Genomic DNA, 15,134 nt, shown 5'->3' on the forward strand with positions numbered 1-15,134 from the left:
GTCGTCTGGCGATCAGCGGAACCCGAGGGCGCGCCGGAAGTTTGCTGGAACTTACCCGCGAGTCAGCTTTGCCCACAGTGTTGCGACGCCGGCGACCAGGCTCAGTTCCACTGCCCGAATTGCGGCTTGACGATGTTGTTGATGTCCACCCCGACGCCGCCGACGCTGCGCTTGTCGATCTCGACCTGGTGCAGGCTGGCAGCCGGATGGGTGAAACCTTTCGGCGAGCCCCAGTTGTGCTGCCAGAAATACGAGCCCAGGCCGTCCTGCAGCGCCCAGTCGATCGTTTTGGAGTTGGCGTAGACGCCGGTGCGCTGGTGGCCGAGCACGGATTCCCAGCCGCGCAGATACGGTGCGACCTGCTGTTTGTACTGCTCATAGGACGGGTCATCGTCGATTGAGGCGTAGATCGGAGCGCCCACCGGCCCCCCCGCGGCGGTGTGCAACTGCCATCCACGCTTGGCATGAGCGACGCCGGCGTTTTGGCCACCCAGCCAGTCGGCGGTGTCCTGCTTGCCGTACTGGTAGCACGACACGATCTTGAGACCGCCCTGATAGAGGTCACGTGCCTCGGGCAGCTGAATCGGCTTGCCCAGCATCCAGGCGCCTCCGGGCCGGCGATCCGAGACGTAGCGGATGGACCCGGCCGCACCCGCGGCCTTGATGTCGCTGGCCGGGATGACCCCGGCCGCATAGTCGAGCAGGATGCCCAGCTGACTCGCCGAGGCGACGGCGGCGCACACTGCGGAACAGCCGGCGCCCAAACCGAGCAGAGCCGGCGTCGCGGCCGCGTATTTGAGCACGTCGCGCCGAGATATTGACACGAGTCACAGAGTACGACAAATGCATCATTAACCACACTGACGCCACGGGTCACAGCTGTATCTGGTGTCGGCTGGTCAGCCCGGGCGCGACAGGCGTGGGTTTAACCGGCCCGCGGCGGGTATACAACAGCGGTTGCGGGGGCGGCGCGCCGCTTAGGAACCTTTTCTGGACGACTTCGGAACTGTTCCTTGGGGGTCGAGGTCACGAGGCGTGCACCAACGGCCGATACCAGCGCATCGTGCTGTCCCCTACCTGCAGATAGCGGATGGAGAGCACGCCTACTGATGGAAATCTGCCCGTGGCGTTAACGAATGGCGCAACGGCTGCTGGATTCCGGATTATCCGGCTGATTGGCACCGGCGGAATGGGTGAGGTCTATCTGGCCGAGCACCCGAGGTTACCGCGCCGGGAAGCACTCAAGGTTCTGGCGGCAGACGTATCGGCTGACCCCGAGTTCCGCGAGCGGTTCAACCGAGAATCCGACTTGGCGGCGACACTGTGGCACCCACACATCGTGGGGCTGCATGACCGGGGTGAGTCCGACGGCCGGTTATGGATTTCGATGGACTATGTCGACGGCGCCGACACCGCTCGACTGTTGCGCGACAGCTATCCGACCGGGATGCCGCCTAGCGAGGTTGTCGAGATCATTCGCGCGATCGGCGAAGCTCTCGACTATGCCCACAGTCACGGGTTGTGCCACCGGGATGTCAAACCGGGCAACATTCTTCTGAGCCGGCCCAAATGTGGGAAACGACGAATACTGCTGGCGGATTTCGGTGTCGCGCGTCGCCTCGACGACATCAGCGGATTGACGCAGACGGACACCACTGTCGGCACCGTCAGCTACGCCGCACCCGAGCAGCTGATGGGCCATCCAGTGGATGAGCGGGCCGACCAATATGCATTGGCCGCGACAGCGTTTCACCTGTTAACCGGTTCGCCACCGTTCCAAAGCAGCAACCCGGCCGTAATGATCGGCAAGCACCTCAACGAGCCGCCGCCGCGGATGAGTGAGGTCAGGCCGGAGCTTGCCGGTTTCGACGCCGCCCTTTTCCGCGCCCTCGCCAAGGACCCCGCCGACAGATTCCCGCGTTGTCAGGACTTCGCCAACGCGCTCGATCCCTGCGCTGCCGCTTCATCTGCTCCCACAAAAGCGCACACTGATGCGGCCACCAGGCAGGCGCGCGCCGCGCCCAACCCCGTCACTGCACGACGGCCCCCCGAGGCCGTCCCTACGCGGCCGGCCCGACATCTATCGGGTGCGCGCGAAACGGGCTGGCTTGACTCTTGGCGCCCAACGCAGGAGATGCCAGCCCCGTGGCAGCGGCGGCAGCTGCGTCGACGTCACCCAATACGGAGGGCAGTCGTCCTCACCTTGGTCGTCGTGACACTGGCGGTGGCCGCAACCTTCATCTTCGTGACGTGGCTCTTCCCAGGTGAGCAACAGCCCCCGTCATCGGTGACACCCTCCCCTGCTACCACCGCTACGCCCACGCCATTGCCATCACACGAGCCGGGACTACGGCTCAAGTAGCTGGGCGGACCGCGGATGCGGCCGGGCGCGATTCCAGTCAAGGCCGTGACCCTACGACCGTCGCAAGGTGTGTACTAAGAGCATGGACCGCGACCAGCTCATCGACCTGACCCGACGTGCAGTGAAGTTGGCGCGGGACAAGACTACCGACCTTGCCCCGGCCGTACATACCGTCGACGCGCTCGACTACACCTCGAGCGACCGTCACGAGCGCGATGTGGCGATGCTGCTGGCCAGCCCGCAGCTGGTCGGCTACGTCTCCGAGTTGCCGTCCCCGGGCTCCTACTGCACCAAGACCGTGATGGGGCGCTCGATCCTGCTGACGCGGATCTCCGATGGAACGGTCAAGGCGTTCAACAATGTCTGCTTACATCGCCAGTCGCAAGTGGCGAGTGGCTGCGGCAGCGCGAAACGGTTCACCTGTCCCTACCACGCATGGACCTATGACAACGCTGGGCGGCTGGTGGCGGTGCCCGGTCGCGAAGGCTTTCCTACCGTGGATGTGAAGTCGGACGGGCTCACGGAGTTGGCGGCCACCGAGTTCGCCGGATTCCTGTGGGTGTCACTCGAACCGGGCGCGACGCTGGATGTCGCCGAACATCTAGGTTCGCTGGCCGAGGAACTCGACTCGTGGGGCATCGGACGGTGGTCTCCGTTGGGCGAGAAGGTGCTCGACTCCCCGATCAACTGGAAGCTCGCCGTCGACACCTTTTCGGAGAACTACCATTTCGCTACCGTGCACCGACAGACGTTCGCCACCATCGCACGCAGCAACTGCACGGTCTTCGATGCGTTCGGCCCGCACCACCGGTTGATTTTTCCGCTCAACTCAATCCTCGATCTGGAGAACGTTCCCGAAGACCAGTGGGACCCGTTCCAGAACATGGTGGTGATCTATGCACTGTTTCCCAACATCGTGTTGTCGGTGACGATCGCCAACGGCGAGCTGTTTCGCATCTACCCGGGCGACAAGCCGGGCAGATCGATTACTGTCCACCAGAACTCGACACCGCTGGAGCTCGCCGACGAATCCGTCGCCGCCGGCGCGCAAGCTGTCTTCGACTACGCGCACGCCACGGTCCGGGACGAGGATTACCGGCTTGTGGAAGGCTTGCAAGCCAACCTCGAGTCCGGTGTGCGCGATCAGTTGTTGTTCGGCCGCAACGAGCCCGGGCTGCAACATCGTCACCTCAGCTGGGCAGATGCGCTCGCCTCGTTCTAGGCGTGTACGTCGGCCAGTTCCCAGTCGCGGTAGAGTGCCAGCGAGCGCTCGTAGAACCCGAAGCCGCTCACCGGCTCTCCGCGGAAGGTGCCGTGGTAGCGGTATGGCCCTTCCATGTATTCGATCGGCAGGGCATGCGCCGGGGCGGGCACCAGCGGCTCGCCCACCAGATCCAGTTGCAGTGTGGCGCAGCTGAGGCGGTGGCGATCGGGCATGAACCGGTCGGCGGCCAGCGGCGGTACCAGTGAGCGAACTGAATCCGGCCAGCGCACATAACTCTCGATCACGACCTCGACATCCTCGGCGCACTGCGGTTGCTCTTCTGGATAGCTGACGGTCACACCCGAGAACGGTTGCAGGGCGTTGTTGTTGGTGCGGTCGAACTGTCGCCAGATGCTCAAATCCACACCGGTGTCCAGGTTGATCGTTCGCCATTCGTGTGAGCGGGCGCGTGGATCTCCGCCGGTTCCACCGCCGCCCGCATAGCGGGGAAACCACTGGCGATCGACATGACCGGCGCTGCCACTGACTTGTTCGCGGACGTCGCCCCAGCGCAGGCTTCCGGTCATCGCCATCCGGGTCTGGAAATACGAATAGGTGTCGTGCTGGCCGAAACAGGCGATGCGGCCGTTGTAGGTTGACGCGCCCAGCGGTACCGGCGGTCGGGTGGGTGTGACGGTCAAGTCCAGCGCCATCGACTGACCCGCTTGGTCGGTGCCGACCAGAGTCAGTCGATAGGTGTAGGGCAGCAGGTTGCCGTCATCGCCGCGGCGGCTCGTCCACTCCGCGGTGCCGGCGCTGCTTCGGTATTGGATGTCGAGATACCCGTCGACGGCCGATAACTTGGGGGGCGCGTCCGTGTTCACGTTGGCCGGCGGCATGTCGTAGTCAGTATAGGTGCCGTATGTGCCTGTGTCACAGTCGAATAGCGCCATGGTGTAAAAGTCGGCGACCACTGTCTTACCGGGACGGTTCCTGTTGAAGATGGTCAGAAACGCAAATGATCGTCCAGTTGCCGCGGTCAATTCCCCGGCGATGAACCAGGTATCCGACTCGTGGTCAGCGTGCTGCCCTTCGGCGGCGGGGAATTCCAGCATGCTGTCATCGGGCACCAACTGGAACGGGTAGCCACGCCAGTCGGATTTCACGGCGGCCTCACTCGGTTCTTGCGGCGACCCGCTGCGGGAGTCGTTTTTTTGTTATGTTAGCAGCAATAGCAGATTTGACCTCCCCGAGGTGGTGCCCGATGACGGAACACCGTTCGTATGACCAGCTTTTCATCGGTGGGCGGTGGCGCAAACCCGCGAGCGGAGAGCGGCTGACGGTCATCTCGCCACATTCCGAAGAGCCGGTCGGCCAGGCTCCGTGCGCCGGCCCAGCGGATGTCGACGCGGCGGTGACCGCGGCGAGGCAGGCCTTCGACCATGGGCCCTGGCCGCGACTCGACCCAGGCGAACGGATGGCCAAAGTCGAGCAACTCGCCGCGATCTATGCCGGCCACATCGACGAAATGGCCGATCTGATCACCGCCGAGATGGGTTCGCCGCGCAGCTTCAGCCGGTTGGGTCAGGCGGCCGGGGCGGCGTCGATGATGCACCTCGCGCTGGCGGCCGCGCGCGACTTTCCCTGGGCCGAGCGCCGCCAAGGTGTGCTCGGCGAAGTACACCTGCGCCGGGCGCCGGTCGGGGTGGTGGGCGCGATCGTGCCGTGGAATGTGCCGCAGTTCTTGATCATGCCCAAACTGATTCCCGCCCTGATCGCGGGCTGCACCGTCGTCGTCAAACCGGCGCCGGAAACCCCGTTGGACGCACTGTGGTTGGCCGAGATGCTCGAGCAGGTCGAGCTTCCCGAGGGTGTGGTGTCGGTGATCACCGGCGGCCGTGACGTCGGCGAGGCGCTGGTTCGCCATCCCGGCGTGGACAAGATCGCGTTCACCGGGTCGAGTGCCATCGGCCGTCGCATTGCCGCGATCTGCGGGGAGCAACTCAAACGCGTCAGCCTGGAGTTGGGCGGTAAGTCCGCGGCGATCATTCTCGACGACGCCGACATCGGCAAGACCGTCGCCGGACTCAAAAACGCCGGCCTGATGAACAACGGGCAGGCCTGCGTGGCGCAGACCCGCATCCTGGTGAGCGAACGGCGCCGCGACGACGTCGTCGACGCGCTGGCCGAGATGATGTCGAGTCTGCAGGTCGGCGATCCGGCCGACGAGGCGACCGATGTCGGCCCGCTGGTGGCCCAACGTCAACAACAGCGGGTGCAGGACTACATCGGCTCGGGGATCGAAGAGGGCGCCCGCATGGTGCTCGGCGGCAAGGACAACCCAAGCGATCGCGGCTGGTATGTGCAGCCAACGCTGTTCGCCGACGCCACCAACGAGATGCGCATCGCGCGGGAAGAGATCTTCGGTCCGGTGCTGACGGTGCTGACCTACCGCGACGAGAACGACGCGCTGCGTATCGCCAACGACAGCGACTACGGACTGGCCGGATCGGTGTGGACCGCAGATGTCGCCCACGGCTTGGAGATCGCTGCAGGTGTGCGCACCGGCACCTATGGCATCAACATGTACACGCTTGACATCGGCGCTCCATTCGGCGGTTTCAAGCAGTCCGGCATCGGACGTGAATTCGGCCCGGAGGGCCTGGCCGAATACGTCGAACTGCAGACGGTGGTCAGCAAGGGAGCGATGCCGCCGCTGTCCGCGTCTTAGTCCATCGGTTGCCACGCGGGATCGCGGCCGAGCCGAGCAAGAAGTTTCGACTGCGCATCGGCCTGATCGTTGACATCAACTGGTGCATTGAACATCCCTGATGCGGTCAAAGCCTTGGGATCATCCGGCAGTTCCGCGTAGAAGTGCTCGCACCAGCGAAGGTCGAGCCGGTCATCGGCTCCTACGGCGCGAGCGAGGTCCCAGGTGTGCACCAAAACATCACGGGTCAGGTTCGGCACCAGTGCGCGTGCATCCAACCGCGTCGCCGGATTGCTGCCCACCGCGGGTACGTCAACGACGCGTTGGAACAGCCCGGCAGCAAACGCCTGCTCTAGGTGGTCGTAGGTCAGCGCCCACCGAACCTGCGGGTCATTCCGCGGCCGCTCCGGCTTCAGGCCCAGTGGCCGTAGCAGTAGCACGTCGTGAAAACCGATGACGTGCTCGAGCACTCCTCTGGCATCCCAGGCATTACACGGAGAGCGACGATCCCAATTTCCGTCCGCAGCGCGAACCGCCTCGCCAAATCTACGACACACCGCTAAATGCAGTTTTCCTACGTCATGGACCATCGCGGTTATCCCGGCGGTACCTGCAACGTGAGTTCGACAGGACAGCACAACTCACCGCGCTGGTTGCGCAACTCAATCTGCAGATCCACCAGGTGGCGGGGCGGGTCTACGGTGGTGTCGCAGCGCTTGGCGACGACGCGTCCGCGCCCAATCATGCTGTCCCCCGCATAGATGGAACCGGCCAGCGTCATCTTTCGGCGCACCACCCGGCTGTGCGGGCCAGCCCAATCGGTGGCCATCCGGTCGGCGAAGCCAGCGAGGTGCATGGTGTTGACGAAAATTGTTGGGTGACCGTGGCTTTTGGCGTAGCCAGGGTCGAAGTGGCCGGGGAAATAATCCCAGGTCGCACCGGAGTTCATCACCACACGCTGGTAGTCGATCTCGTCGACCACCTCCGGCAGCTCGAGCGGGACGCTGAGTTGCTGCCATTGCACACTCATGGCGTCCGCTCAGGGGTGAAGCGGAACAATGTGTTTCGGTTGCGGGCCACCACCGCACCGTCCTGGCGGCTGAAAGTATCGAGCGTCTCGACGAAATGGCCGACGCCGAGCCTGGTCCGCTTTTCCGGCGACACCGATACCACCTGCTCGACGACGGTCAATCGGTCCCCCTCGACGATCGGCAGCAGAAATTCAGCGTCGTTGGCGGCGTTGATGAACGTGGTGCCCGGCAGCGGTACCCGTAGCGCAATCGCTGACACTCGCGGTCCGTCGGTGGGTTCCCATGGCGGCGGGGTCAACCACCCCATCAGCAGCCCCGGTGGAGCCAACAGCCCTCCCCAGGTCTCACCGGCGAAGTCGGTATCCCAGTACGACGGATTACCGTCACGGACCATCGAGGCGAACAACTGGATCCGCGCGGCACTGACCACCGTTCCTGCCGTGCGTGGCTCGGCCGACGTGCCCACCATTCGCAGCGCGTCCTGGTAGCTGCCAAAGGCGAGTTGGGGGATCATCACACGTGGGCGGGCGTCGAATCCCATTGCAGCTCACGGGAAGCGAAGTACCAGCCACCGCGCTCGTAGACCAGCCGGTCGCGATAGGTTCCAGTGGCCTGCAGCGTGCTGACACCATCGTCGCCCACCGCGAACAGCAGCGCGACGCAGCGCTGGGTGGCCTGGACGCCATCGACATTGATCTCGTGGTCGACGCAGATCAGTCGCTGCCCGCCACCGCCGTCGAAACCAGCGCCCAGATCGTTGAACTGTTCACCGCCGCGGGTGAAGCTTGCCCCGGAATGCCGGAACGTCGCAATCCAGCCGTGGCGGTCGCCGTCGGAATAACACCGGTTGTGGCGTGCGGTGAGATCCAGTATCGCGGCGCGACCCGCAACGCCGTCTAGTACATACTGTTGCTGGTAAGTCATGGTCATCGTGGTTTCTCCAATGTCATCGGCTGACGATGTATCCGTGGCTTTCGCGGTCCCAGACCCCGGGCCGCAGTCCTCGGGCGCGCAGTACGTCTTTGCGTACCCGCCCGATGATGGTCTTGGGGATATCGTCGACGACCTCGACGTAGCGCGGTATGCAGAAGTACGGCATCCGCGCCGAGCAGAAGTCCAGTAGATCGGTGTAATCCAACGACGACTGTGGATCCAGTCTCACGATCAGCAGGATGTCGTCCTCGCCCAGGTCGCTGGGCACCCCGACCGCGGCGGCCTCGGCGACCGCCGGGTGGGCCATGACCGTGGTTTCGATTTCGACCGACGAGATGTTCTCGCCGCGCCGACGCAGCGAATCCTTCAGCCGGTCCAGGTAGGTCAGGTTCTGATCGCCATCCAGCACGCCGAGGTCTCCGGTGCGAAACCACTCAGGGTACGGCTGGACCGTTCCATCAGAGTCGACATACCCCTCGCTCATCACGTACGGAAAACGGCCTCGGCACGCGATTTCGCCCACCTCGCCGGGCGGCAGCGGATCGCCGTTCGCGTTCAGGATCGCGACGTCGAAGCTCGGGTTCGGCCGGCCCGACGTACCGGGCACCCCGTCGTCGTCGACAGCTTTGACCGCGATCGGGAAGGCCTCGGTCATGCCGTACATCGTGACAACACGGCAACCGTAGCGCTTTTCGATATCGCGATAAATTCCGGCGTCGATCGGCGCCGCGGAAATGAACCGCAACGGCAACTGCGCGTCACGCGGATCTGGCGGTTGATTCCACAGCATCGACACCATCGCTCCGGCACCCGCGAAGCCGATGGCACCGCATGCTCGGACCTCGTCCCATACCGTCGCCGGGTGAAAAGCCGACGCCAGCACAGTGGTGCCGCCGACCAGCATGGGCGCCAGCACCATCGGGGCCGCGCTGAGATGAAACAGCGGCATGGCGCTCCACAACACCTCGCCCGCACTGAACTTCCACGCGGATGCAACCGTCGACGCCGCAGTGAACAAGTAGTGCCAGCTGGTGGCAACGGCTTTCGATGGGCCAGTGGTGCCCGAGGTGAAAAACAGCGACCCGACCTGTCCTGCTCCGCCCGGATGGCCGGTCGGTTGTCCGGTTCGATGCAGTACCGCATCAAGCGTCTCGCCCCGGACCAGAATTCCTTTCAGCTTCGGCAGCCGGTCGGCGACCTCGTCGACGCGCGCACGTCTTTCGGCATCGGTGATGATCGCCTGCGCCTGTGACAACCGAAGTGCGTGCAGCAGGAACTCGCCTTTGTTGGCGGCGTTCACTGCGGCGGTCACCGCGCCGATCCGTGCGGCGCCCAGCCAGAAGTAGATCCATTCCGGGCAGGTCGCGGTGAACAGTGCGACGCAATCCCCGCGGCCAATACCCATGTCGTGCAGGAGGTTCGCTGCCGCGCAGGACCGCTGCCGCATCTGCTCGAAGGTCACCGGGGTGCCGGCGATCGATATCAGAACCCGGTCGGGGTACTGCTGGGCGCGACGATCGAGCACCGCTGGCACGCTGAATTCCGCCACACCGAACTCAGCGGGCCCGGCGGGCATCAGGCGTCCGCGGCCGCCGGGTCGGGCTGGCCGTCGGAGGTGTACCCGAAGTCGTCAGGCGCGCGCTGTTCGCCCGGATAGAAGCGGTGTGCCCAACGACGCAGCGCGGCATAGTCATGCGCTTCTTCGGGTGCGAGATTGGGCTTTTCCAGATACTTCATGTTCTCCCAGGTGAAGAAGTCCTGCTTGATGACTTCTTGTTGCAGCGCAAGGAATCTCGCCGCACGCCCGCTGGGCGCATCACCCGTGTCGCCGGGGTCGCGCACCGATGCCTGTGTGTAGAAGTAGTCGGTGTAGTCCTCGTCGACCGGCGTCTGCCCGGTGACTTGGATGGTGGCGACCAGCTCACTGGGAAAACGTACGACCCCCAGGCCCAGCGAGTAGTTGTCGTAGATGATTTTGGCGTCGACCGGGCCGTTGGGGGTCAGCCAGGTCTGGGCACGGCCGCCGCCGAAGTGGGCGTTGACGGTGGCGTGCAGATGGTAGCCGGACACCTCGAACGAGGCAGTGTTGGCCGGGTTGGCGGCCTTGTGCACGTATTGCACGTGGTAGGGGTCGGCAGCGTTCTCGATGATCATCTGTGCGTGCACCTTGACCCGGTTGAGCATCCGGCTATGCGGGTGCAGAGGGTAGTACTCGTCGGTCTCCAATTCGGCCAGCACCGGCGGCTGCCAGTACGGCGACCGGCCATGCCGCTCGTGCCAGACCAGGATGAAGCCGTACCACTCGACACTCGGGTAGGTGCGAATACGGACGTTTTGCTTGCAGCCGATCTTGCTGTAGGGGATCAGCGCATTAGTTCCGTCGCCGCGCCAGTGCCAACCGTGCCAGGGGCAGACGATGTTCTCGCCCTCCACGGTGCCGCCGACACTCATGTTCGCACCCAGGTGCTGGCAATAGGCGTCCAGCACGTGCACGTCGCCGGACTCGGTGCGAAACAGCACCAACTCCTCGCCGAAGTAGTGCGCCCGCTTGACGTCTCCTGCGGCGAGGTCGGAGGCGAAGCCGACGATGAACCACCCGGTCGGGAAGCGGTACTTCGACAGCGCAATACCGGTTGGCCCGAATTCGCGTTCAGATGGGTCTGCGTCCGAAACCGTGTGCGTCACTGCCTCTCCGCTCTCACACAACCTGGCGATAAATTGGTGGCCCTTAGACCACTCCGCGGCCGCCCGGCGGCTTCACATCGAGCGTACGCACGACAAACGCCCACATCCATGGGCCTTGCTAGTGAACTATTTTTGCTATTTTAGGTATTCTAGTCAACACCTCAGCGACCTCCAGAGCGCACGTCAGACAAAGTCTGAGCCGCCATCGACGTTGACCGTCGCACCCGTCACGTATCCGTTGCGTTGGGAAGCCAGATAGGTGGTGATGGAGGCGATTTCCTCGGGTAGCCCGGCCCGACCAAGGTCACATGGCTGATGGAAGTTGTCGTCGATCCACTTCATCACGTCGGTCGGGTTTGCCGCGTCCAGCCCGTCGGCCGCGAGGACATCTTTGAGAACCTCGGTGAAGCTCGCGGTCACGATCGTCCCCGGGCACACGCAGTTCACTAAGATGCCATCCTTGGCCAAGCTTTTCGACAGATTCTTGGTCACGCTGCTCAAGGCCGCTTTCGAGGCGGTATAGGCGACGATGCGCGGGTTTTGCCGTTGGATCGAATGCGCGGACAATGTCACGATGCGCGCCCAGTCGGCGGCGCGCAGCATTGGCAGTGCGGCGCGGACCGATCTAACGCCCGACATGGTGCCGAGGGCGAAAGCCGCGTCCCAATCTGAATCGTCCATCTGCTCGAAGTACCCATCCGCCGGGCCGATCGTGTGGACCAAACTGTTCAATTCGCCCCAACGCTGGGCGACGATCCCGAATGCGGCAGCGATCGAATCGGCATCGGACATGTCGACACTGATTCCGACGGCGTCGGGCGCTCCCGCTTCCTGCAGGGATTCGACCGCGGCGTCTAGCGCCGCTTTCCCTCTTGCCATGACCGCTACGCTCGCACCTTCTGAGGCGAGCGTCTCGGCGATGGCCAGTCCCATGCCCTTACTGCCGCCTGTGACAACAGCTTTCGAGCCGGCCAAACCCAGATCCATGAAGTCTCCTCGAGTCGATGTTTTCCGTGGTTGAGTCAGTTCTGGCCGATAACCGCCGCGATCAGTGCAGGCGGGGCACCCAGGCCGCTCAAGCAGAAGCGCTGGGCCACTTTCCGGATTTTGCCGCGATGGCAATTTCCGGTAGCCCATTGCCGTTCGAGGCAGGCCCAGATGGCGCCCTGCAACAACTCCGCATCGGTCACCGGATCGATGTCGGTAAATATCCCCTGCTGCTTGCCGAGCTCGAGTTGCTCGATGAGTGGCGCCAGCATCTCCCGGTATGCCGGGCTCACCGCCTCAGGCGCGGCAAACATCTGCGTTTGGGCCTCCAGAGACAGGGTGCGAAGGTCGGACCGGACATCGTCGTCAAAAGCAAGATCGAGCCGCCCGTCGATCCATGCTGCCACCGCATCAACCGGATTCGATGCAGATCGCATCTTGCGGCGTAGTCGGAGCCTTTCGACACGAGCCATCTCCAGGAAGACGAATTGAACCAATTGGTCTTTCGAGTCGAAGTGCCGGTAAAAGGCGCGGGTTCCCAGCTTCGCGCGGCTCAGCACCTCCGCGACGGTCAGTTCGCGGGCTCCTTGTTCCCGAATGATTTTCGAAGCGGCGGATACCAGCGCGATGCGGTCGCCCGGGTTCGGGTTCCGGGTCCGCCGTCGTCGTTTTGGGGTAGGTCCAGCGGCCGCGGACGCTATCGGATCAGGCGGTGGCATCGTAGGTCGCGAGGTACTCGGTGAAGCGCTCCCGAACGCGCTCGGGCGTGAGACCATAATCAGAAAGCTGGTATTCATGTGCTCCGCGAGATCCCGGCGCGTGTTCAGCAGCCCATTGCTGCACTGACCGGCGAGTAGCGTCGGTGAAGGTCAGACCGAGCCGCTGGTAGCTGTTCTTCAGTGTGTTGACCGGGTCGGTCTGCAGTTCAGCGAATGACACGTCGGCAAAGCGGTCGTCGCCGGACCGCCTGCGGAAGTCCATCGCGCGCCGGACCCCTTCTGCCCAGCACTCGAGTTGCTCGGCGCCGAGTTCCTCAGCGTCGTCACGGTCACTACTCCAGCTGCGGACGTACCGAATGAGACTGCACACCGAGGCCATCACCTTGGCCGGATCGCGATGACTCCACATGAATTTGGCGTTCGGGTATGCCGCGACGAGCGCGTCGAGTGAGAACATGTGCACGGGCGTCTTGAGGTGCCACAGGCGGGGCGGACAGTGCCATTGCAGGACTTTGAGGACTCGCCGGTGATAGGTGTAGGTCTCGCACATGTCGCACGTCAACACCCACTCAAGGTATCTCGGTACCCGGACAACACCGTCGAAATGCACCGTGCGAAAACTCATTCCCATGAGGTCCTGACATTCGGTCGCCGCAGTCGCTTCCGAGTTGTACAGAGTTTTCATGAGCGGAAACATCTCATAGAGCATGGTGAGCCCGGCCTCGGCCGCTGCAATACGGGCGTCACTGTGCTGGGTGGTCGCCTCAGGAGGCGGTGTGGGGGCCTGTGACTCCCACATCCGCAGTGAACGAAATTGCGGATCGGCGCCTACTAGCTGGCTCAAAGCCGTTGTGCCCGTTCGCGGCAAACCGATGATGAAGACCGGTCCTTCGACGACCTCGTTGTCGATCTCCGGATGCTGCTTGTAGACGTCTTCAATCTTTAGACGTTGTATGAGGGCATTGCTGATGGTCGCGTGCTGGATCACCTGCCCGAGCGCGTTGAGACCGGCCTCGTTGTTCAACGCCTCGACAGTGCGCTCCAAGCCTTCGCGGTAGTAGGGCGAACCGAAGTCGTCCAGACCCGTTGCGGCACGAGCGCCATCCTCGAGTTCATCAACCGAAAAGCTCACCATGCGAACCTGTCGTGTACGGCGCGGCGGCGCGCTGTGACGATTGCCGCCCGCTCCTCAGCCGTGACCATTGTGGTGCCCGCAGGCAGCGCTGACTCGAGGTCGTCGAACTTCACCACCCGGGTGGCCGGCGTCGGTGCTGTGTCGGTGCGCACGCATCGCAAGATCATCGCCCCGTTGCTGTAACCGGCTGTATCGAGCCAATTCGCAACCCCAGGGTCGCGCGAACACACGACCACCCGAAGAAGCCCGTCGGAGTCGATAACTGCTTGGTGAGCATTGAGGCTGGATTGGTGCCGGCCGTAATGGATTGTCTCCCACCAGGGATTGCCCAGCGAGTAGCTCCAGTAGACACCCGTGGGCGGTTCCACCTCGAGAATCAGCGCCTCATCGGGCGCCAGCTCCCAGCGGCCGATGACAGGCCGGTTCTCCGCCGCCCCGCCGACCGCAGAAAGGTTCATCGGTGCGAGGAACCCGTTGGCGGTCGGTGTGCTACCCCAGTCATGGAAAAACTTCAGGTTGTCATGCACGAACTCGCCCAGTGCCACCAATTGCCGCGAGACCACCACATCATGATTGATCGTTGAAGCATTGCTCTGCGCGGTTGCGTCGACCCGTTCGATCCGCAACGACGACGGCACCTCGGTGTTCCAGTCATAGAAGAAGTGGCGGACGACCAAAGTGGGGCTGTCACCGTCGATCTGCATCCAGTTACCGTCGTGCTTGTCCGCTGAGATGATGACTTCGAAGTCGCCGCCTGGACCTCCCTCGAGCTCATCGACCAAGACGTTTGTGGTTGCGACGATCCCGTTCATGGTCTGCAGTCCGACATAACGGGCAGTGCCGCGGTTACCGAATAAGCGATAGGTCTCTCCGCCACGCAGCATCGCGCGGAAGTAGATCGCGTCCGGGCAGTCCATGCCCCACGTCAGAACGTCGTCGGTAGATGTCCGTGAAACACCAAGGACCGGATCTGGATCGAATCGCAACGCCTCGTCGATCCCCATTGCCAGCAGGACCAATAGGTGTCGCATTCCCGACGCCAGATCGAGCTGGTTCCGGGCGAACGGACTGCCCTTCACAAGTTGTGACGCTGCTTTCAACCGATCGAGGAGCTGCTCCCAGGCGTCCGCCACGTCGAGGTCGTCGTTGCCGCCGCCAGCTGCATAGGACGCCTCAGCGATGGAAAACGGCAACCACGACAGCTTCTGCGTCCCGCCCGTCATCCGCGCAGCCCAACCTCAGACATCTCGGGGCCCTTCTACGAAAACGATGTTTTCACTTAAGACCAGTGAACTATCACACCCACAGCCCACAACTGTCAATGGGTTCCGTAGTCTGCCGCTGTAGACCGAACGGAATGCGCGCGAA

The 15,134-nt window shown here is 63.5% G+C and carries 15 protein-coding genes; 3 read left to right on the plus strand and 12 right to left on the minus strand.

The window, feature by feature from the left end:
• Positions 1–101 precede the first annotated feature (101 nt).
• Positions 102–824 (minus strand): DUF1906 domain-containing protein, encoded by a 723-nt coding sequence (locus AC5Y5W_RS09785; RefSeq protein WP_500010420.1) that lies wholly within the window; start codon positions 822–824, stop codon positions 102–104.
• Positions 825–1,123: 299 nt separating this feature from the next.
• On the opposite strand from AC5Y5W_RS09785, the gene AC5Y5W_RS09790 reads away from it, so the two are divergent.
• Positions 1,124–2,362: a serine/threonine-protein kinase gene (locus AC5Y5W_RS09790; RefSeq protein ID WP_500010421.1), complete on the plus strand. Its 1,239-nt coding sequence runs from the start codon at positions 1,124–1,126 to the stop codon at positions 2,360–2,362.
• Between the two features lie 82 nt (positions 2,363–2,444).
• A complete protein-coding gene (locus AC5Y5W_RS09795; protein ID WP_500010422.1) occupies positions 2,445–3,584 on the plus strand; it encodes an aromatic ring-hydroxylating oxygenase subunit alpha in 1,140 nt (379 codons plus the stop codon).
• On the opposite strand, the gene AC5Y5W_RS09800 is transcribed toward AC5Y5W_RS09795, so the two are convergent.
• Positions 3,581–4,732, minus strand: a complete 1,152-nt coding sequence (locus AC5Y5W_RS09800; RefSeq protein WP_500010423.1) for a lipocalin-like domain-containing protein — start codon at positions 4,730–4,732, stop codon at positions 3,581–3,583. The genes AC5Y5W_RS09795 and AC5Y5W_RS09800 overlap by 4 nt on opposite strands.
• Before the next feature lie 98 nt (positions 4,733–4,830).
• Here AC5Y5W_RS09800 and AC5Y5W_RS09805 point away from each other — a divergent pair, with 98 nt between their 5' ends.
• Positions 4,831–6,297 carry an aldehyde dehydrogenase gene (locus tag AC5Y5W_RS09805; protein ID WP_500010424.1) on the plus strand — a complete coding sequence of 489 codons (1,467 nt, stop codon included), beginning with the start codon at positions 4,831–4,833 and terminating at the stop codon, positions 6,295–6,297.
• Here AC5Y5W_RS09805 and AC5Y5W_RS09810 read toward each other — a convergent pair.
• The 10 genes from AC5Y5W_RS09810 to AC5Y5W_RS09855 all read right to left on the minus strand — a co-directional run bounded on the left by AC5Y5W_RS09810 (position 6,294) and on the right by AC5Y5W_RS09855 (position 14,989).
• Positions 6,294–6,866 carry a maleylpyruvate isomerase family mycothiol-dependent enzyme gene (locus AC5Y5W_RS09810; protein ID WP_500010425.1) on the minus strand — a complete coding sequence of 191 codons (573 nt, stop codon included), beginning with the start codon at positions 6,864–6,866 and terminating at the stop codon, positions 6,294–6,296. The genes AC5Y5W_RS09805 and AC5Y5W_RS09810 overlap by 4 nt on opposite strands.
• A 5-nt stretch (positions 6,867–6,871) precedes the next feature.
• On the minus strand, positions 6,872–7,306 hold the full coding sequence (locus AC5Y5W_RS09815) for a MaoC/PaaZ C-terminal domain-containing protein (protein ID WP_500010426.1): 435 nt from the start codon (positions 7,304–7,306) through the stop codon (positions 6,872–6,874).
• Positions 7,303–7,848: an FAS1-like dehydratase domain-containing protein gene (locus AC5Y5W_RS09820; protein WP_500010427.1), complete on the minus strand. Its 546-nt coding sequence runs from the start codon at positions 7,846–7,848 to the stop codon at positions 7,303–7,305. The genes AC5Y5W_RS09815 and AC5Y5W_RS09820 overlap by 4 nt, the downstream gene beginning before the upstream one ends.
• Entirely contained in the window at positions 7,821–8,237 is a 417-nt protein-coding gene (locus tag AC5Y5W_RS09825; RefSeq protein ID WP_499897763.1) for a nuclear transport factor 2 family protein, read from the minus strand. The genes AC5Y5W_RS09820 and AC5Y5W_RS09825 overlap by 28 nt, the downstream gene beginning before the upstream one ends.
• Before the next feature lie 16 nt (positions 8,238–8,253).
• Entirely contained in the window at positions 8,254–9,816 is a 1,563-nt protein-coding gene (locus tag AC5Y5W_RS09830) for an AMP-binding protein (RefSeq protein WP_500010428.1), read from the minus strand.
• Positions 9,816–10,925 (minus strand): aromatic ring-hydroxylating oxygenase subunit alpha, encoded by a 1,110-nt coding sequence (locus AC5Y5W_RS09835; protein ID WP_500010429.1) that lies wholly within the window; start codon positions 10,923–10,925, stop codon positions 9,816–9,818. The genes AC5Y5W_RS09830 and AC5Y5W_RS09835 overlap by 1 nt, the downstream gene beginning before the upstream one ends.
• Positions 10,926–11,108: 183 nt before the next feature.
• Entirely contained in the window at positions 11,109–11,912 is an 804-nt protein-coding gene (locus AC5Y5W_RS09840) for an SDR family NAD(P)-dependent oxidoreductase (RefSeq protein WP_500010430.1), read from the minus strand.
• A 35-nt stretch (positions 11,913–11,947) separates the two neighbouring features.
• Entirely contained in the window at positions 11,948–12,631 is a 684-nt protein-coding gene (locus tag AC5Y5W_RS09845) for a TetR/AcrR family transcriptional regulator (protein ID WP_500010458.1), read from the minus strand.
• Entirely contained in the window at positions 12,618–13,763 is a 1,146-nt protein-coding gene (locus AC5Y5W_RS09850) for a sulfotransferase family protein (RefSeq protein ID WP_500010431.1), read from the minus strand. The genes AC5Y5W_RS09845 and AC5Y5W_RS09850 overlap by 14 nt, the downstream gene beginning before the upstream one ends.
• Positions 13,760–14,989, minus strand: a complete 1,230-nt coding sequence (locus AC5Y5W_RS09855) for a DUF1214 domain-containing protein (protein WP_500010432.1) — start codon at positions 14,987–14,989, stop codon at positions 13,760–13,762. Before AC5Y5W_RS09855 ends, AC5Y5W_RS09850 begins: the two co-directional genes overlap by 4 nt.
• Positions 14,990–15,134: the final 145 nt, after the last annotated feature.

Source organism: Mycobacterium sp. NGS51 (genome assembly GCF_059812525.1).